Annotated in this window: 17 protein-coding genes; 10 read left to right on the top strand and 7 right to left on the bottom strand. The window is 61.7% G+C overall.

Translation table 11 applies throughout. The annotated features are described in order from the left end of the window. Positions 1-31: 31 nt before the first annotated feature. Complete coding sequence (locus AC5O5I_RS20145; protein WP_172231374.1) at positions 32-433, bottom strand: hypothetical protein; 402 nt, start codon at positions 431-433, stop codon at positions 32-34. Next, complete coding sequence (locus AC5O5I_RS20140) at positions 414-1814, bottom strand: PAAR domain-containing protein (RefSeq protein ID WP_494511437.1); 1401 nt, start codon at positions 1812-1814, stop codon at positions 414-416. Before AC5O5I_RS20140 ends, AC5O5I_RS20145 begins: the two co-directional genes overlap by 20 nt. A gap of 286 nt (positions 1815-2100) precedes the next feature. On the opposite strand from AC5O5I_RS20140, the gene AC5O5I_RS20135 reads away from it, so the two are divergent. The 3 genes from AC5O5I_RS20135 to AC5O5I_RS20125 are packed head-to-tail and all read left to right on the top strand — an operon-like array spanning position 2101 to position 3468. Continuing rightward, positions 2101-2616: a hypothetical protein gene (locus AC5O5I_RS20135; protein ID WP_494511436.1), complete on the top strand. Its 516-nt coding sequence runs from the start codon at positions 2101-2103 to the stop codon at positions 2614-2616. Positions 2617-2661: 45 nt separating this feature from the next. Beyond that, entirely contained in the window at positions 2662-3102 is a 441-nt protein-coding gene (locus tag AC5O5I_RS20130; protein WP_494511435.1) for a GNAT family N-acetyltransferase, read from the top strand. 48 nt (positions 3103-3150) lie between these two features. After that, entirely contained in the window at positions 3151-3468 is a 318-nt protein-coding gene (locus AC5O5I_RS20125) for an aminoglycoside phosphotransferase family protein (RefSeq protein WP_494511434.1), read from the top strand. An 81-nt stretch (positions 3469-3549) separates the two neighbouring features. Here the strand turns inward: AC5O5I_RS20125 and mtlD are convergent, their stop codons facing one another. Beyond that, positions 3550-5694 (bottom strand): bifunctional mannitol-1-phosphate dehydrogenase/phosphatase, encoded by a 2145-nt coding sequence (gene mtlD, locus AC5O5I_RS20120; RefSeq protein ID WP_494511433.1) that lies wholly within the window; start codon positions 5692-5694, stop codon positions 3550-3552. 397 nt (positions 5695-6091) lie between these two features. Between mtlD and AC5O5I_RS20115 the strand changes: the two genes are divergently transcribed. Further along, positions 6092-6388: a DUF3144 domain-containing protein gene (locus AC5O5I_RS20115; protein ID WP_172229421.1), complete on the top strand. Its 297-nt coding sequence runs from the start codon at positions 6092-6094 to the stop codon at positions 6386-6388. A 105-nt stretch (positions 6389-6493) separates the two neighbouring features. Here AC5O5I_RS20115 and AC5O5I_RS20110 read toward each other — a convergent pair whose 3' ends face one another. After that, positions 6494-7387 carry a LysR family transcriptional regulator gene (locus AC5O5I_RS20110; protein ID WP_172229419.1) on the bottom strand — a complete coding sequence of 298 codons (894 nt, stop codon included), beginning with the start codon at positions 7385-7387 and terminating at the stop codon, positions 6494-6496. 146 nt (positions 7388-7533) lie between these two features. On the opposite strand from AC5O5I_RS20110, the gene AC5O5I_RS20105 reads away from it, so the two are divergent. The 4 genes from AC5O5I_RS20105 to AC5O5I_RS20090 all read left to right on the top strand — a co-directional run bounded on the left by AC5O5I_RS20105 (position 7534) and on the right by AC5O5I_RS20090 (position 12735). After that, on the top strand, positions 7534-8613 hold the full coding sequence (locus tag AC5O5I_RS20105) for a 4-oxalomesaconate tautomerase (RefSeq protein WP_494511432.1): 1080 nt from the start codon (positions 7534-7536) through the stop codon (positions 8611-8613). 72 nt (positions 8614-8685) lie between these two features. After that, on the top strand, positions 8686-10002 hold the full coding sequence (locus AC5O5I_RS20100) for a dicarboxylate/amino acid:cation symporter (RefSeq protein WP_172229415.1): 1317 nt from the start codon (positions 8686-8688) through the stop codon (positions 10000-10002). Positions 10003-10120: 118 nt separating this feature from the next. Next, positions 10121-11425 carry a CitMHS family transporter gene (locus AC5O5I_RS20095; protein WP_172229413.1) on the top strand — a complete coding sequence of 435 codons (1305 nt, stop codon included), beginning with the start codon at positions 10121-10123 and terminating at the stop codon, positions 11423-11425. Positions 11426-11481: 56 nt separating this feature from the next. Next, positions 11482-12735: an OprD family porin gene (locus AC5O5I_RS20090; protein WP_172229411.1), complete on the top strand. Its 1254-nt coding sequence runs from the start codon at positions 11482-11484 to the stop codon at positions 12733-12735. A 55-nt stretch (positions 12736-12790) separates the two neighbouring features. Here the strand turns inward: AC5O5I_RS20090 and AC5O5I_RS20085 are convergent, their stop codons facing one another. Together AC5O5I_RS20085 and soxR are read right to left on the bottom strand one after the other, a co-directional pair. Then, on the bottom strand, positions 12791-13039 hold the full coding sequence (locus AC5O5I_RS20085; protein WP_172229409.1) for a CsbD family protein: 249 nt from the start codon (positions 13037-13039) through the stop codon (positions 12791-12793). A gap of 251 nt (positions 13040-13290) precedes the next feature. Beyond that, entirely contained in the window at positions 13291-13746 is a 456-nt protein-coding gene (gene soxR, locus AC5O5I_RS20080; RefSeq protein ID WP_172230580.1) for a redox-sensitive transcriptional activator SoxR, read from the bottom strand. 85 nt (positions 13747-13831) lie between these two features. On the opposite strand from soxR, the gene AC5O5I_RS20075 reads away from it, so the two are divergent. Beyond that, complete coding sequence (locus tag AC5O5I_RS20075) at positions 13832-14929, top strand: efflux RND transporter periplasmic adaptor subunit (RefSeq protein ID WP_494511431.1); 1098 nt, start codon at positions 13832-13834, stop codon at positions 14927-14929. Continuing rightward, positions 14926-18006 (top strand): MexW/MexI family multidrug efflux RND transporter permease subunit, encoded by a 3081-nt coding sequence (locus AC5O5I_RS20070; RefSeq protein WP_494511430.1) that lies wholly within the window; start codon positions 14926-14928, stop codon positions 18004-18006. Before AC5O5I_RS20075 ends, AC5O5I_RS20070 begins: the two co-directional genes overlap by 4 nt. A gap of 173 nt (positions 18007-18179) precedes the next feature. On the opposite strand, the gene AC5O5I_RS20065 is transcribed toward AC5O5I_RS20070, so the two are convergent. Beyond that, complete coding sequence (locus tag AC5O5I_RS20065) at positions 18180-18917, bottom strand: GntR family transcriptional regulator (RefSeq protein WP_494511429.1); 738 nt, start codon at positions 18915-18917, stop codon at positions 18180-18182. Between the last annotated feature and the right edge of the window lie 6 nt (positions 18918-18923).

The following is an 18923-nucleotide window of genomic DNA, read 5'->3' as shown; positions in this document are numbered from 1 at the left end:
CCTTTTCGAGAGTTCACGAAGGGGTAACGATCTAATGACTCACCATCACATAGGCGACCGCTAGCCACGCTATGCCTATTAGTATGAGCCAGCTCGAAAAAACCAACTTTCGTCTCAGCCTTGTAGGAAAAGCCTTTAATTCATCAGCATCAACAACGCCTATTCTTGAATGAAAACGAGGAAAGGTCAGGAGGCCGCTGACAGCACAGACCACCATCCATCGCGATCGGTAGGTAGTGGTCCCCAAAAAGCGCTTCATCTGCTCTAAATAGGCATTGGTTCGAATAGAGCTATCAAGAACCTCAAACTCGCTAGACCATGCAACACAGCCGCTTACTGTCAGGCCAATAGCACTCAAAGCAAATGGCGCCGCTAGAAAAAATAGCTGGATTGTCAGTGGCCAACTATTGATATCAATCAGCGATGAATTCATGGATCTTTTCTCCAAGCACCTCCCCTACAGCCTCGCCAGCCAAACCCCCAGCCATCGAACCAGCTCTGACAAGAGCAATGCCGCACACTGGAGCCCCAATGCCTGCTGTGCCAATAGCGAAAGCCGCACAGACTGAAGTGACAGCTAGCCCGGAGATGAAGCCTCCCGCAGCACCACCAACAATACTCCCACTAAAACTTCCAGTTTCCCTGAGTCGCACCATCTTGCAAGCTTCGGTTTCTCCGGCTCGACATACCTCTTGGACTTTCAGGTAGGACGAAGTCCCACCCACCCCAATTGCTGCGTATCCTCCATATCCAAGGTACTTGCTTAGGCGCGCCACCTTATCCAGATGAGTCGCATACCCGGGAATCTGCCCCGGTCCGCCTGCTTTCGACCAATGGTGCACGAGGCTTTTGGTGGAGATATTCAAGCTCCTCCTCAAACGCTCATAGTTCCCAAGGCCCAACTGTTTGTTCAGAAATGCTGTTTTCAGCTGTCCATCCAGCTGCTGCAGAAGGCGCCGCCGTTCAGCGAAAAAGCCCGGGCTGTTCAAGTGGCCATGGCGCATGAACTCCCGCTGGTGCAACTGCTCGATACTCGTCAGTGTATGACTCACCTGCTTCAAACCTTGATCAAGCATGTCCTTGCCCACCCCCATGGACAGGCTGGCGTTACTGAGCAAGCCGGCGATTTCAGCTTGGTGATCCATCATGAAATCCGCTTCAGCGAAGTCGAGTACCTCCAGTGCGCGGCGTGCATGTTGCGCTGCTGCCATCAGTGCCCCCTCTTCGCGCGTGCAGGCATTGCCGTTGTCAGGATCACCGATAACGAAGATTTCCCCGGCCTTGAAGCCTTGTGCAAACGTCGGGTTGAGTCGCTGCAACCGGGAAATCGGCAACGTGGCATCGTGCTCGGCCAGTTGCAGCAGCACCTGAGGGAACGACATGCGTCGAGGGACTACGTAGAAGCCAGGCTCCAGCGTATCGGGCAATGCGCCTATCACAGGTTGTGAAATGCGTTCGGGGTAGACCGTGGGTGAGGGCTCGGCAAAGTGAGTATTGGCACGCCCCGCAATGGCATGCGGAGACGGCGGTGCTTCATACAACGGCGCGACCACCCGGTTGCTGCCCGGCGAACAGCCACAGACAACCAGCGCACCGTCCATGGCCACCCGCTGGCCATCGGAAATGAAGTGGTCCACACCTTCGGCGACAGTTCCCACCTGCCCACAACGAGGACATGGCGTAGTGTGGTCGCCTTCACGGAGCACCATTCGGCCTTCATCCAGATAACCATGCCCCGTCGCAATACAGACAGCGCCCGTCGTTGTGACATCACCATCTACTGCCTGACCTTTTCCCTCTAGGCTGACGCGCATATACAAATTCCCTGTGCATGGTTGAGGTTAAAAACCTAACACCAGCCAAGGGCGATCAAGTGGCCTGAAAAGAAATTCAGATTTTTCCTACAAGTTGTCTGGAGCTTATGTTGTCGAGTTAATTGAGATATTTCGGTGCAGCGAAACTCAACTTACCTACGGCACAGTTTCTGGTCGTCTGATTGAAAATAATTTACCTAGGAAAAGCCGTAGAACCGTCAGCTACCTGATAGTCCGCTGGACCGATCAAACAAGGCTACTTTCCAGTCCAGGCGTTGCCGCAGCTATGGCTTGCCATCAACGTGTGGCGGGCTCTCTCAGGGATGAAGTCATGACGGGCAGGAAAAGGGTCTTTCTTGGGTTCGCTGCAGCGCCGCTCATCGGTGGCCTGATGATGGGCGTGATCTTCAATGTGGTGACGTTTGCCGCCTTTGTGCGCAACCCCAGGTTGATCGGGGTGATGGGCCGCGGCGAAGGTATTCTGGCCATGTTCTTCTACCCGATCGGGTTCGAGATCGCTTTCTTGCTGCCGAGCTTGCTGCTGGGGCTGGTGGCGGTCTTGTCTGGGCTGCAGCGCACCTTGCGGGGCTGTGTCAGCGCAGGCCTGGCAGGGGGCAGCCTTGCAATGCTGTGGATTCTGGGGATCCTGGGATTGTTGCAGCAACCCGGTGAATACGACCTGATGCCCTCGCTGGGCGATGGTGTGATGATGTTCATCCTGGCTGGCCTTGCTTGTGGCTTGCCTGCATGCTTCGCCTTGCCCTCGGCACGGCTTCCCTGCACTGAACCTTGTCAATCGTGACGCGATTGATCGGGTTTTTCCCTGACCTGTCTATACGGTGAAGCAATGGTTCTCGAATCACCTGTGCGGCGTGCCCGGCAAGCCGACCTTGATGCGCTTTTTGATCTTGATGTCATCGCGCAGCGCGAAGAAAGCCGACGGGAGTTCATTGCCCGTGCGGTAGCTTGCGGCCAGTGCTGGGTGGCAACGGATGCTGACGATACTGAGCTGCTGTTGGGCTACGGCGTACTGGACCACTCATTTTTCGGGCAGGAATTCATCCCGCTGGTTGTGGTACTGGGTTCGGCACGTCGCCGTGGCGTAGGGGCAGCCATCGTTCGTGAACTGGAATCCCGGTCGCTCGGCGCCAAGCTGTTCACCTCGACCAACGCGTCGAACCTGCCCATGCAGGCGCTGCTCGGCAAACTCGGTTTCATCGGCAGTGGCCAGGTTGAAAACCTGGATGAGGGCGACCCTGAGCTTGTTTTTGTGAAGTTCAGGTGCTGATTGCGGCAATTGTGGGAAACCAGAACTGACAGGGGCGAAAACGCAAAATTGAACGAGTCAGTATTTGATCGGTACTTGAAGGTATGGGCGCTGACCATCGACGGTGATCCCTTCGCATCGCTCAATGGCCAATTGTTACCTGTTCGCCATGGCGATATACCGGCCATGCTGAAAGTCTCCCATAGCCCGGAAGAGCAAGTCGGGATCATCTGCGAGGCTGCCCATATCGATCGGCAAAGACTGATGCAATGGGCGTTGGCGTGGGCAGGGTTGTCGGCAACCTGGATGATGGAAGACGGTGTTGATCCGGTTGGTCGGTTCGAGCTGGCGAAACTCGCGGCATTGTTGCTTGATGGCAGTGCTTGACCGGGGCTGCAAAGCAGCCCCGGTCAAGCCTGTATAAACATTATCTGGCAGGCACCAGAGCCTGTCCGCTACATCAATAGGTCATGCACCTACGCAAAGGTCGTCTCGCCTGCTTGTTGCAGCCTCCTGCGGGTACCGCCGGAAGGCCGTGGCAATGGCGCTGATCAGTTGCGCGTCGCTGATCGGGTCCAGCCCGGGGAAACGCTTGCCGTTGTGGCTGCCAGCATGGGTCAGCACGGCCTCGACACTGCCATCGTTGTCCACATACACCTGCCTGATCGCCTGGGCCTCCAGGTTTTTTGCATCTCTGCAGCGTAGTGCATGATGAATGGCCAGGGCCGCACCCAAGGTCAGTGCCGGGGTTTCAATGGCATGCTTGCGTGCAAGGTCGATGCTGCTGAAGATGCGTTCGTTGCGTTGAAGCTTGCGCAAAGGGTCGCGCCCCACCCGGGCGCAAGGGTCTTTGAACGAGGTTGTACAGCGCTCCAGGAAGGTGTGGGCAAAACGGTCCACCACCTGCGCCATCTGCGGGTATTGCGCGACCAGTGCGGGCCCGACTTCCTGGCGGATCAGGCGTTCGGCCAGTTCGCTGACGCGTGCATCACCCATACCCTGGCCTACCGAGTCGTGGCCCAGCAGGCTTGCATACCAGGCAACGATGGCATGCGGGCCGTTCCACAGGCGGTTCTTGATGACCTGGATCTGGGTGATGTCAGACACTGTCGTCACCTGGCGCAGGCGTTCGAGCAGCTCGCTGCCGTGCTCTACATAAAGCGGCATGTCGGGTTCGCTGTTGAACAGGATCAGATGCAGCTGGTTCATCGCACTGCTGGGCTGGGCAAAGGGCCTGAAATGGCCAATCAGCCGTTCGTATTCAGGCAGGGCCGCAGCGGGCTTGCGGGTGTCGGCAGGTTCGTCTTCCAGGCTGTTCCTGAACATCTGCGACTTGATGCGCAGTTGTCGCACCAACGCGTCGTTGCCCAGTTTGGAGACAATGCGGCTGACCACAGTTTCGGCAAAATGGGTCTTCTGCAAGACCTGCTCGCTGATTGCCGGAGGGCACAGCAACGCCAGTTCAGCTTCAACGTGCCGGCGCACAAAGGCGCCGCCGCCTACCTTGTTCAGCACGATCAGCAGGGTCAGTTCGCGGCCACGGCGTTCAAAGCGTTGCAGCAGGCCCTGGGCAATCACCCTGGCCTGGCTGCGGATGGCCTGTTCGGGCAGGCTCAGGCCGATGATTTCGGCAGCGGTGTACATGTCGATCACGGCAGCATCATCGTCCATGTCGATCATGCGCACGTTGTCGATGGTCTGGTCGAACGAAGTCGCACCGTAGCGCACGCTGTAGCGGCCAAATGCGCTGACGCTCTCGCGCAGCATGCGCGAGCGGCTGGCGGCGATGATTTCGCAAGGCCGGGTATAGCCGTCCCAATGGGAGAATACCTGCGTCAGGTAACCGCCGCCGATGGCTCCGAAGCCATGAATGCCCACGCGGAACTGGTTCAACGAAGCCGGGAAGGGTTCGCTCAGCGCTGGCATGCCCAGGTCGGGTACGCACTCGCTCAAGTCGGCCAGGAACTCCTGCATGCTGCGGTAGGCTTTGAGTGCGCCGGCCTTGATTTCTGGCGCGGGCGGCTTGATGTCCTCGATGAGGATGGCCTGGCCTTCTGCGCGGATGGCCGAAAGCATGCCGTTTTCCGAGTCTTCGACCATGAAGCACTGGTCAGGCTCGCAATTGAGTGCGCGGGCGGCCTTGAGGAATATCTCTGGGTGGGGCTTGCCTTGGCTGACTTCATCACCGCACACGGTGATGTCGAAGTACTTGAGCACATTGGCGTTGATCAGGTACTCCTCGGCAATGGCACGGCGGCTGGAGGTGGCGACTGCCATGGTCAGCCCCGACTTGCGCAGCCGCTCCAGTACCTCCAGCAAGCCCGCCTTGATCGGGACGCCGTGGTTGCGCACGTACTCCAGCTCAAGTTCGTCCGCGCGCTGGCGGATTTGCGCATAAGGGAAGTCTTCACCGTTGTGCGCCTTGGCGAGGGCTTCGGCCTTCTTCGCGCTCAGGCCCAGCGAGCCGATCAGGGTGTGCTCGCCCAGGGCCTTGCCGAAGATCTCGAGTGAGGCTTGCTTCAATGTCTTGAAGCGCAAACGCTCGGTGTCGAAGAGGGTGCCGTCCATATCGAAGATGGCGCTGAAAATGCGTTTACCGTGGAAAAAAAGCATGGGGGTGTTGCCTCTGTTGTCGTGTCAGACATCCCGCCTGTGAATAGCGGGCATGGCGTGTGAGCTGCAGCGTTGGCAGTCAGGTAGGAGGGACACGATCGACAGGGGGGCGCTCAGGCGTGACGCACAGGTAAGGCGGGGCGGAGCGGGGCGTGCAGAGGAGTGTTGCGAGCTTCGAGGCCAGGCGTGCGCCTGGTTTGCCGTTAAGGTCACGCCCACTGGCTGCAATACGTTTTGCAGGCAGTGGGCGCAAATAGCGATGGATACGTGTGATTCCAAGCATAAGGTGCTTTGCTTCCTTTTCTGTAATGGGTGATCCTTTTTCAGCCTTGCACGTATGCGCCGCGACATGCAAGGCTTGGCCCCCGGTTCGACTCTCGCAACAAGGTGAAGCGCAATGACCCAAATTACCGACCAGGCCTTTTATGACCGCGCCGACGCGCATATCGAACTGGCGAACCAGCAGATCGAAAAACTCGAGGACCTGGGCAAGGTGAGTGCTTCGTTGACCTTTGGTGCGGCGCGCTTCAATGCCTGGATGAGCGCCCGCAGTTTCAAATCCGGGGCGGAGCTGGGTGCCGCGCGGGAGGAGCTGCTGAAGTATTTCTGCGATCAGTACCGGATGATGCTCGAGGACAACCTGGATGAGCATATCGAGCAGTTTGACCGGTATGTGCTGGGCAAGAGCGACTGAGCGCCAGGCTGGCGACGTGGGGTGTGGCACCGGCTGCTGCGCCCGTGTTCGCGCGTGAACCCGCTTCTACAGGGGGCGCATTGGCCCCACAACCCGGCTGCGCTTCTAGCGGTTGGGCCATTTCTCCAACAGGATCGACACGAACTTCTCCGCTGCAGGCGACAAAGAGGCCCCGCGGCGATAGACCAGCCCCAGCGTTCGGGTCACCTGCGGCTCGTTAAGCGGCACGCTGACCAGGGTCGGGTGGTCGGCGCTGGGCATTGCCAGGCTGGGCATGGCCGACACCCCTAGCCCGGCCTCCACCATGCCCAGCGAAGTGGACAAGTGCTGCACCTCATAGAACCATTTGGGCCGCAGGTTCAACCCGGACAACGCGTGGTCCAGCAGCATGCGATTGCCGCTCAGGCGGCCGACGCCGATCAGGCGGTAGTCGGCCAGCTCGGTCCAGGTCACGGCTTCACGGTTTGCCAGCGGGTGGTCGCGCCTGCAGGCCAGCACGAAATGCTCCTGCACCAGCGAGACGAACTCGATGTCAGGGTGCTGGCCGCTCATCATGTTGATACCGAAATCGGCCTCGCCACGCAGCACGGCTTCGAGCCCGTCATTGGCACTGAGGTCCAGCAGGCGAATGCGGATTTTCGGGTACTGCTGGTTGTAGTCGCGAATCACCGACGGCAGAAAATAGAACGCCGCCGTCGGGATGCAGGCGAGGGTGACCTGGCCGGTCTGGCGCTCGGCCAGTTCGCGGATGCTGAGGATCGAGTCCTCGAAGTCATCCAGCAGGCGCCTGGCCTTGGGCAGGAAATCGCGGCCCACGCTGGTCAGGCTGACCCGACGTGTGGTGCGCTCGAGCAACGAGGTGCCCAGGCCCTCTTCCAGCTTCTTGATCCGTCGGCTCAGCGCTGGCTGGGACAAGTGCAGCGCCTCTGCTGCTTCGTGGAAGCTGCCAAGTTCGGCGATTTTCACGAAAGATCGAATGTCTTGAAGCTCATATTCCATAGCGAATCCTGCCGGCGAACATTCCGCGATTATTTTGTGAGTCGCAATAATGGCTACGATATTTGCATTGGATTGATTTATCCATGCCTGTCACTCTTTTGCTCACAGCATCAATGATGCCCATTGATCAACAAGAGTGCGAAATCATGCAACGAATTCCTTGCGTCCTCATGCGCGGCGGCACCTCCAAAGGGCCGATCTTCCACGCCTGGGACCTGCCTGCCAATGTGGTCGAACGCGACGAATTGCTGATCAACCTGATGGGCTCCGGTCATGAACTGGAAATCGACGGCATCGGTGGCGGCAGCCCGCAGACCAGCAAAGTGGCGATCGTCAGCCCCTCGCTGCATGCCGACGCCGACGTCGACTACCTGTTCGTGCAGGTCATGGTCGTCCAGCGTCGTGTGGACACCGCACCCAATTGCGGCAACATGCTCTGCGCCGTTGGCCCGTTTGCCATCGAACAGGGGCTGGTCAAAGGCCAGGAAGGCAAGACGCTGGTGCGCATTCGCAACCTGAACACCGGTACCTTCGTCAATTCGCTGGTGGAAACACCTGGTGGTATCGTGCGCTATGAAGGCCGCACCGCCATCGACGGCGTACCCGGTACCGCCGCCCCGGTACACATTACCTTCCTCGACGCCGTCGGCAGCAAGACGGGCAAGCTGTTCCCTACTGGCCAGGCCAAAGATGTCATCGACGGCGTGCCGGTCACCTGCATCGACATGGCCATGCCCATGATGGTTGTAGCGGCCAGCCAACTGGGTATCACCGGGTCGGAAACCCCAGCCGAACTGGACGCCAACGGCCCCCTGCTCAAGCGCCTTGAAGCGCTGCGCCTGAAGGCCGGCAAGGCCATGGGCCTGGGTGATGTGAGTGGCATGGTGATACCCAAGCCGGTGCTGGTGTCCGAGCCTCGGTACGACGGCACCCTGCAGGTTCGCTATTTCATGCCGCACAGCTGCCACCGTGCACTGGCAATCACCGGTGCGGTCGGGCTGGCGACTGCCAGCGTCAGCCCCGGCACCGTGATAGGCGACCTGCTGGGCGAAAGCGCCGGGCAACTGACCGAGGTGCGCCTGGAACACCCGAGCGGCGGTATCGACGTTGCGCTGTCGCGCAGTGGTGCTGATGGCAAGACCCTGCAGGCATCGGTGGTACGAACTGCCCGGCGGCTCTTCTCAGGCTTCGTTTACGCCCCTACATTCCGCAGGTTGGCGGGGTAGGCACAGGCCGTTATTCAACCTGCACATTCGCAACAAGCGCATCCGCACAATTTCAACAATGGGTGATGCCTCATGAGACTCGCCAAATCGCTGTACTTCCAGATCCTCTGCGCCGTCCTGCTGGGCGTGGTGGTTGGGCACTTCTGGGCGCAACAGGCCGTGGCCCTCAAGCCGCTGGGTGATGCGTTCATCAAGCTGATCAAGATGATGATCGCCCCCGTGGTGTTCTGCACCATCGTCACGGGCATCGCCGGCATGACCGACAAGCGCTCGCTGGGGCGGTTGATGAGCAAGACCCTGTTGCTGTTCCTGGGCCTGACCGTGGTCAGCCTGACGATCGGGCTGGCGGCGGTGTACCTGTTCAAGCCTGGCGCAGGCATGAACATCGACCCTGCCACCCTCAGCACCGAAGGCCTCAGCCAGTACACGGCCTCGGCAGCCAAGCTGGGCGTGGTGGACTTCTTCATGCACATCATTCCCGACACCTTCATCGGCGCATTCAACAAGGGCGAAGTGTTGCCGGTACTGTTCATCGCCGTGCTCTGTGGTTTCGCGTTGTCATCGATGGGCGAGAAAGCCAAGCCGGTGCTGGATGTACTCGAATCCGCTTCCACCATGGTCTTCCGCATCTTTGGTTACCTGATGCGTTTCGCCCCGATTGGCGCCTTCGGTGCGCTGGCGTTTACCGTCGGCCAGTACGGCATTACCTCGCTCGGGTCGCTGGCCAAGCTGGTGGGGACGCTGTACATCGCCTGCGCGTTCTTCGTGCTGGTGGTGCTGGGCGGTATCTGCCGTGCCAATGGTTTCAGCCTGTGGAAACTGCTGCGTTACTTTCGCGAAGAGTTTCTGGTGGTGCTCGGTACTTCCTCGACCGAGCCCGTGCTGCCACGCATGCTGGAAAAGCTCGAGAAGCTGGGTTGCAAGAAAGGCGTGGTGGGCCTGGTGTTGCCGACCGGTTATTCATTCAACCTCGACGGCACGGCCATCTATCTGTCGCTGGCAGCCATCTTCATCGCCCAGGCCTGCAATATCGATATCACCCTTGGGCAGACGCTGACCATGCTGGCGATCATGCTGCTGTCATCCAAGGGTGCTGCCGGGGTGACGGGCAGCGGTTTCGTGGCCCTGGCCTCGACCCTGACCGTGATCCACGACATCCCGCTTGCCGGCCTGGCCCTGCTGATCGGCATCGACCGCTTCATGTCCGAGGCCCGCGCGCTGACCAGCCTTGCCAGCAACGCGGTGGCCACCGTGGTGATTTCGCTGTCGGAAAACGCCTGTGACCGGCAAACACTGTTGCGAACCCTGGACGGCGAGCAGCCGGCGCAAACCGCTGCAGTCGAACCCGAACAGCCGGCCTGGCCCGCAGAACCACGCCGTCACGTCTGAACGGCGTTATACCCAACCTGACTTGAACGCCCGCCCGGCATCACAGCGATGCCGGGCCGGGCAGGGGGCTGCCTGCCCGGCAGGTGGCCACGCACAATAAAAACAAGAGAGAAATACCATGCTCGCACTCCTGGGCCTGGTCATGGTGGTGACCTTCACCTACCTGATCATGAGCAAGCGCCTGTCGCCAATCGTTGCGCTGACCGTAGTCCCGATCGTTTTCGCTGTCGTCGGCGGCTTCGCGCCCGAGCTGGGCAAGATGATGCTCGACGGCTTGAAGATGGTCGCGCCATCGGCGGCCTTGCTGCTGTTCGCCATCCTGTTCTTCGGCCTGATGATCGACGCCGGCCTGTTCGACCCGTTGATCCGCAAGATCCTCAAGCGGGTCAACGGCGACCCGATCAAGATTGCCATCGGCACCGCACTGTTGTCGCTGCTGGTGGCGCTGGACGGTGACGGCACTACCACCTACATGATCACCTGTGCCGCCATGCTGCCGCTGTACAAACGGATCGGCATGAACCCGATGGTTCTGGCCACCGTGTCGATGCTGTCGCTGAGCATCATGAGCGGGCTGAGCCCCTGGGGCGGGCCCGCCACCCGCGCCATTGCCGCGCTGGGGCTGGACGCCACGGAGTATTTCATCCCGATGCTGCCGACCATGATCGGCGGCGCCGCCTGGGTGGTCTTCACCGCCTTCCTGCTGGGGCGCGCCGAGCGCCGCCGGATCGGCAACATTGCCCTGGAGTCCGGTGGTGGCAACTGCTACATCAAGGAAATCCTCGGCGACAACCCGCACAAGCGCCCGCGCCTGGCCTATGTGAACCTGGTGCTGGTGATTGCCGTGATGACCGCACTGGTGCTGGGGCTGATGCATGCCGCCATTCTGTTCATGATCGGCTTTGTCGCCGCGCTGATGATCAACTATCCGCAGCTGGACCTGCAGAAAGAACGCATCCTCGCCCATTCGGGAAATGCCATGACGGTGGTGCTGCTGGTGTTTGCCGCAGGTATCTTCGCCGGCATCTTCTCTGGCACCAAAATGGTCGACGCCCTGGCGCAGACCCTCGTCGACTGGATCCCCGAAGCCTGGAGCCACTGGTTTCCGCTGGTGGTGGCGCTGACCAGCATGCCGCTGACGTTCGTGTTGTCCAACGACGCCTACTACTTCGGGGTTGTGCCGATCCTGGCCAACGCAGCGGCGGCGTATGGCATCGACCCGGTAGAAATCGCCCGCGCTTCGGTGCTGGGGCAGCCGGTGCATCTGATGAGCCCGTTGGTCGCATCGACCCTGCTGCTGGTGGGCATGGTCGACCGTGACATCGGTGACTTTCAGAAAGCTACGGTGAAATGGGCGGTGCTGACCTCCCTGGTGATCACCGCGCTGGCACTGCTTACCGGAGCCTTGTCCTTCTTCGTCTAGGCGCTATCGGGCGCTCATTTACTGCTCATTCTGACAACAACAACAGAGTACCGATCATGTCCCGAGCTGTGTTCCGTGGGGCCACCTGTGGCCTGCTTTGCGGCTGGCTGCCTGTTGCCGGCGCCGGCGGATTCGTCGATGACAGCAAGCTCAAGCTGCAGCTGCGCAATGTCTATTTCAACGAGAACTTCCGTGATGAACAGGGCATGAGTGCCCGCGCCGCTGCCAGCGCCAAAAGCGAGCGGGTGGAGTGGGCGCAGGGTTTTCTGCTCGACTACCAGTCGGGTTTTACCCAGGGCACCCTGGGCGTGGGCTTCGATGCCGTTGGCCTGCTGGGCGTGCGCCTCGACTCAGGCCGTGGGCGCAGCGGGACGGGGCTTTTGCCGGTACACGATGACGGGCGTGCGGCTGACGCGTTTGCCAGCGCGGGGATCACGGCCAAGGCGCGTATGGGGCAGACCGTAGTGAAGCACGGCACCCTGCTGCCCAGGACGCCGGTGCTGGTCTACAACGATGCGCGGCTGTTGCCGCAAACCTATCAAGGCACGCAACTGACCAGCACCGATATCGCCGGGCTGGCGCTGACTGCCGGCCACCTGGACCGCTTCAAACAGCGCGACTCGTCTGACAGTACCGGGCTCTACCTGGATGGCTATGGTGGTGGGCAGGCGGGCGATTTCACCTTTGCCGGGGCCGATTATGCCGTAAGCAAACAACTGCGCCTGAGCTACTTCCATGGCCAGCTCGAGCATTTTTACCGCCAGGACTTCGTTGGTGTGGTCCACGACTTGCCGCTGGCTGGCGGAGTGTTTACCACGGACCTTCGTTACTTCAAGAGCCGGGACAGCGGAGCGGGTTACGCTGGCCCCATCGACAACGACATGTTCAGCGGGCAGGTGGCCTATGCGCACTCAGGGCATACAGTCGGCGCGGGTTATCAGGAATTGGATGGTGAAGCAGGCTTGCCTTACATCAGCGGTGCGACGGTGTATTCGTTCAGCAACGTGGGAATCGGCAAGTTCGTCGAGGAACAGGAACAGACCTGGATGGCCAGCTATGCCTACAATTTCGCTGCCGCCGGTGTGCCAGGGCTGACGTTCATGGCCCGTTACCTGAGCGGAGACAATAGCCGCTCGGGTGCCGCCGGTATCAAGGAGTGGGAGCGTGACGCGGAACTGGCCTATGTGGTGCAGGCCGGCCCGTTGCAGGGGCTGGGGGTAAAGCTGCGCAACTATGTGTACCGCTCTGACTTTGCCCGGGGGCGAGACAGCAACCGTTTGTACCTGACCTACGACATTGCCATCTGGTGATGGCCCGGGCCGGGTGGGTACCTGGCACCGGGTTGCGACGGCTTGCCGCCAGCGCTCAGCGGCGCAGCAGGCGAGATACCACCAGCGTGACGGCGGCGCTTATGGCCAGGGCGGTAAAGGGTTTTGCCTTGACGAACGAGGAGACGCTATCGAGTGCATCACCGTAGCTTTTGGTGACCTGCCCGGCGACCTGACGGCCATCACCCTCAGCTTCCAGTGCCGGGTCGTCAACCAGGCGACCGACTGCGCTCTGCGCCTTGCCTGCAAGGTTCTCTGCAACACCTTCGATTTGTTCGCGCTTCATGATGGGGTAAACCCTCCTGGGAAATGCATTGAGTTAGCAGCAGAAGGTTAGGGGACGGGGGTAACTGTTTAGTTCCAGTTGTGTGCAGGGGGGAGGCTGGACGGGGCTGATAGATGCTTGCCACAACATTTTCAGCGCCTGTGAAATCGAGCGCTGCCCGCGCGGCGCTCGATTTCACAAGCGCTGCAAATGCGTCGGCAAGCACCTGTCAGCCCTCATGCGATCCCGATGGCAGCTGGACAGCCACCACGCTATCGGGCTTTCCTCTCCAATATCCGCGCCCCGGCACCTTCCTTGCCCAGCACATCCTCAGGGTTGCGCAGCGGGCAATCCTCCAGCGACAGGCAACCGCAGCCAATGCAGTTGTCCAGGCTGTCGCGCAATGCCTCCAGCGTGCGAATGCGGGCGTTCAGGTCTTCGCGCCAGGCCGTCGACATCTCGCCCCATTGGGCCGCCGTAAGCTTGCTGTTGGGCGCATAACGGCTGAACGCGTGCTTGATTTCCTCCAGCGGAATACCCGTGCGCTGCGCCACCTTGATGATCGCCAACGTGCGCAGCACCAGCGAGGGATAGCGGCGCTGGTTGCCTGCCGTACGCACGCTGGCGATCAGCCCCTTGGTCTCGTAGAAGTGCAGCGCAGACACCGCCACACCGCTGCGCCTGGCCACTTCACCCACTGTGAGCATCCGCGTGTTGTCCGCTGCCATGCCAGTTGACCTCAAGTTAAGTTGAGCTCTTATAGTCCCGCCCGGTCTTCCCCGCAACCGCTTTTCCTGATGATCGGAGCACTGCATGAACAAACGGACGTTACTGGCCTGTGCTGGCGTTGTTGCCGGGGTGCTGGCCGCTGCCTGTGCGCTGGTGGGCAGCGGTGCGCCGCCAACCGCTGCGGCGGCGTGGCCGGCGACCAAGGTGGCGCTGGCCACCGCCGAGCAGGTGCCGCTGGCACGGCAGACCTTTGCTTCGGGGGAGCTGGAGGCCGTGAATCAGGTACAGGTGGCGGCCGAAATGGCGGGGCGTATTACCCGCATTGCCTTCGAGTCGGGGCAGGTGGTAACTGCCGGGCAATTGCTGGTGCAGCTGAACGATGCGCCGGAGCAGGCGCAACGGGTGCAGTTGCGGGCCAGGTTGCGTAACGCTGAAGTGGTACTGCAACGCAGCCGCAAGCTGCGGGCAGTGAATGCCGTGTCTCAGGAACTCCTGGATAACGCCGCCACTGCCGTGGATGTGGCCAGCGGTGAACTGCAGCATGTCGAGGCGCTGATCGCGCAAAAGGCCATCCGCGCGCCGTTTGCCGGCAAGCTGGGCATTCGTCGGGTGCATCAGGGCCAGTATCTGGGTGCTGGCGAGGCCATCGTCAGCCTGGCGGACATCAGCCAGTTGCATGTGAATTTTGCCCTGGGCGAACAGGCCGCCCCTGACGTGCATGTCGGCCAAGTGTTGGCACTGACGGTGGACGCCGCGCGCGGGCAAGATTTTCAGGCCAGGGTAGTAGCGGTCGACCCGGTGGTCAGCAAGGCGCGCCTGGTGCACGTGCAGGCAGCCTTGCCCAACCCGGACGGGCAGTTGCAGCCGGGCATGTATGCCGGTGTGCGCCTGGACGCCGCGCAGCCTTCGACCGTGCTGGCCGTGCCGGAAACCGCAATCACCTACACCGCCTACGGGCAGACCGTGTTCGTCGCCATCAACGATGCGCAATACGGCACCCGGGTCAAGCGGGTGCAGGTGACCACCGGCGAGCGCTGGCAGGGGCGAGTGGAAGTCACTACCGGCCTTGCCCCCGGTGACCGTGTGGTGGTGTCCGGCCAGTTGAAGCTCAGTGACGGCATGACGGTCGAGCCGCTGGCCCAGGACAGCCTGCAGGCCAGCCAGGGAGGGCGGCAGCCGTGAAATTCACCGATGTGTTCGTGCGCCGTCCGGTGCTGGCGCTGGTGGTCAGCAGCCTGATCATCCTGCTGGGGCTGTTTGCCATGGGCAAGCTGCCGATTCGCCAGTACCCGTTGCTGGAAAGCTCGACCATTACCATCAGCACCGAGTACCCCGGCGCCTCCGCCGAGCTGATGCAAGGCTTCGTGACCCAGCCGATCACCCAGGCAGTGTCGTCGGTCGAGGGCATCGATTACCTGTCCTCATCGTCGCAGCAGGGGCGAAGCCTGATCACCTTGCGCATGCTGCTCAACCGCGATTCGACCCAGGCGCTGGCCGAGGCCATGGCCAAGGTCAACCAGGTACGCTATCGCCTGCCGGAAAAGGCCTACGACCCGGTGGTCGAGCTGTCGGCAGGCGACTCCACCGCCGTGGCCTACGTGGGCTTTGCCAGCGACAGCCTGTCGATACCGGAACTGAGCGATTACCTGTCGCGGGTAGTCGAGCCGCAGTTCTCTGGCATCGAGGGTGTGGCCAAGGTGCAGTCGTTCGGCGGCCAGCGCCTGGCCATGCGCCTGTGGCTGGACAGCGAACAGATGGCCGGGCGCGGGGTGACGGCAGCGGACGTGGCGCAGGCCGTGCGCGCCAACAACTACCAGGCGTCCCCGGGTCAGGTGCGCGGGCAGTACGTGCTGGCCGATATCCAGGTGGACACCGACCTGACCCGGGTCGAGGACTTCCGTGAGCTGATCATCCGCAACGATGGCACCGACCTGGTGCGCCTGCGCGATGTCGGCACGGTCGAGCTGAGCGCGGCGGCCACCCAGACCAGCGCCACCATGAACGGCGAGCCTGCCGTGCATCTGGGGCTGTTCCCCACGCCGACCGGCAACCCGCTGCTGATCGTCGAGGGTATTCGCCAACTGCTGCCGCAAATCCAGCAGACCCTGCCTCCCGGCGTGAAGGTGGCGCTGGCCTATGAGACTGCGCGCTTCATCGACGCGTCGATCAACGAGGTGCTGCGCACCCTGGTCGAGGCGATGCTGATCGTGGTGCTGGTGATCTGGCTGTGCCTGGGATCGTTGCGCAACGTGCTGATCGCGGTGGTGGCCATTCCGTTGTCGATGCTGGGCGCCGCGGGCCTGATGCTGCTGTTCGGCTTCAGCCTCAACCTGCTGACTTTGCTGGCGATGGTGCTGGCCATCGGCCTGGTTGTGGACGATGCGATCGTGGTGGTGGAGAACGTGCACCGCCACATCGAAGAGGGCAAGTCGCCGGTCGCGGCGGCATTGGCCGGGGCGCGGGAAATCGCCGGGCCGGTCATTGCCATGACCCTGACCCTGGCGGCGGTGTATGCGCCGATCGGCCTGATGGACGGGCTGACCGGCACGCTGTTCCGCGAATTCGCCCTCACCTTGGCGGGCGCGGTGATCGTGTCCGGCATCGTCGCGCTGACCTTGTCGCCGGTGATGAGTTCGTTGCTGTTGCAACCCGGTCAGCAGCATGGCGCGATGGCCAACATGGCCGATCGGTTGTTTGCGGCGTTGACTGGCAGCTATGGGCGGGTGCTGGCCTATACCTTGTCGCATCGCTGGATCAGCGCTGGCGTGGCGCTGCTGGTGTGCCTGAGCCTGCCCTGGCTGTACCTGTTGCCCCAGCGGGAGCTGGCGCCACCGGAAGACCAGGCGGCGGTGCTGACCGCCATCAAGTCGCCGCAGCATGCCAGCCTGGATTATGTGGAGCACTTTGCCCTCAGACTGGACCAGGTGATGAAGTCCATCGGCGAAACCACTGATACCTGGATCATCAACGGAACCGACGGCCCGGCCGTGAGTTTCGGTGGTATCAACCTCAGTGCCTGGCAGGCCCGCGAGCGTTCCGCCGCACAGGTGCAGGCACAGTTGCAGCAGGCTGTGGCTGATATCGAAGGTAGTAGCATCTTCGCCTTCCAGGTTGCAGCACTGCCGGGCTCCAGTGGCGGCCTCCCGGTGCAGATGGTGCTACGCAGCGCCCAGGGCTACCCCGAGCTTTACCAGACCATGGAAGTGCTCAAGCAGCGTGTTCGCGACAGTGGCCTGTTCGCCGTGGTGGACAGCGACCTCGACTACAACAACCCGCTGATCAAGGTGCGCGTCGACCGGGCCAAGGCGGCCAGCCTGGGCATCAGCATGCAGGCCATAGGCGAGTCACTGGGTGTGCTGGTGGGTGAGCAGTACCTCAACCGGTTTGCCCTGTTCGGGCGTTCCTACGATGTGATTCCGCAGAGTATCCAGGACCAGCGCCTGACGCCTGCAGCGCTCAACCGTCAATATGTGCGCGCCGAAAACGGCAGCCTGGTACCACTGGCCAGCGTGGTGTGCCTGGATATCGAAGTAGCGCCCAACCGCCTGCTGCAGTTCGATCAGCAGAACGCCAGCACCCTGCAGGCAATCCCGGCGCCGGGTGTGTCGATGGGCAACGCCGTGGCATTTCTCGAACAGCTTGCCGCCGAATTGCCGCCGGGCTTCAGCCACGACTGGCAATCGGAATCGCGCCAGTATGTGCAGGAGGGTTTTGCCTTGATGTGGGCGTTTCTCGCCGCGCTGGTGGTGATCTACCTGGTGCTGGCGGCGCAGTACGAAAGCCTGGTCGACCCACTGATCATTCTGGTCACCGTGCCGCTGTCGATCTGCGGTGCGCTGCTGCCGCTGGCGCTGGGCTGGGCCACGTTGAACATCTACACCCAGATTGGCCTGGTGACGCTGATCGGCCTGATCAGCAAGCACGGCATCCTGATGGTGGAGTTTGCCAACGAGATCCAGGTGCGCGACAACCTGGATCGTGCTGCCGCCATTGTCCGTGCTGCACAGATACGCTTGCGCCCAGTGCTGATGACCACGGCAGCGATGACCTTCGGCGTGCTGCCGCTGCTGTTCGCCAGCGGCGCCGGGGCCAACAGCCGCTTCGGGCTGGGGGTGGTGATTGTGTGCGGGATGCTGGTGGGGACCTTGTTTACCCTGTTCGTGCTGCCGACGATCTATGGCTGGCTGGCGCGGGATCATCGGGTGAGCACGGGGCGGGGGCAGCAGTTGCTGGAAGCTGAACGCGTTTTGGGGATGTAAAACGCAGGGCAAGGGCTATGCCTTGGGTTCGTCGGTCAGGGCCCTGAGGGCTGCTTCGCAGCCCATCGCCGGCAAGTCAGCTCCCACGGGACCGCGCAGCCTTCAAGCCCGACGCGGTCCCTGTGGGAGCTGGCTTGCCGGCGATGGGCCGCACAGCGGCCCCGTGTGCGCGATCAGGATGGAGAACGGTCCCGGCGCATCTGGGTCACCAGGGTAAAGCGGTCATCCGGGTGCACCGTCTCGGAAACCGCCATCAAGTCACCATTCTCCTCGCGGTAATGGCGAATGATCTTCAACCCTGGGGATCCCGCCTCGGCCTTCAACGCCCGGGCCAGCTCCGCCGTCAGCAACACCGCCCGCACCTGCTGGTCGACCACCCCGATGGGCCGGCCAAAGTGCCGCTCGATCAACCCGGCAATCAACTGGTCGGGGTGCGCACGCGCCAGTTCGATGACTTCGGCATAGTCGCGCGGGGCGTACACATCGGTCCAGCACAGCGGCGCGGCATGATGCGCACGATCGACGCGAATGCTCGACACACAGAAGTAATGCTCCCCCGGCACCAACCCCAACCGCGCCGCCTCGCCTAGATCGGCGACGAAGTGGCTCACCTCCTGGATTTGCCGCTGTTGGGTCTGCGCCTGCTGGGCAATATCAGCCACGCTGGACAGCGACTGCGAATACCCCCCGCGCGGGCTGCTGGCCTCGACCCGAGTGCCCACGCGCTTGCGACGCGATACCAGGCCTTGACCGAGCAACTGGTCGATGGCTGCGCGCACGGTGTGCCGGCTTACAGCGTAAAGGGCGCACAGCTCATGCTCGGTCGGCAGCAGGCTGCCCACCGGATAATGGCCGCTGGCAATACCCTCCATCAGGTGCTTTGCCACGGTGGCGTAGCGCGTCGGATTCATGGTTTT

The sequence above is a fragment of the Pseudomonas sp. 9_2_1 genome (assembly GCF_059295275.1).
Note: the sequence above shows the minus strand (reverse complement) of the source record. Positions and strands in the feature narration are given on the sequence as shown.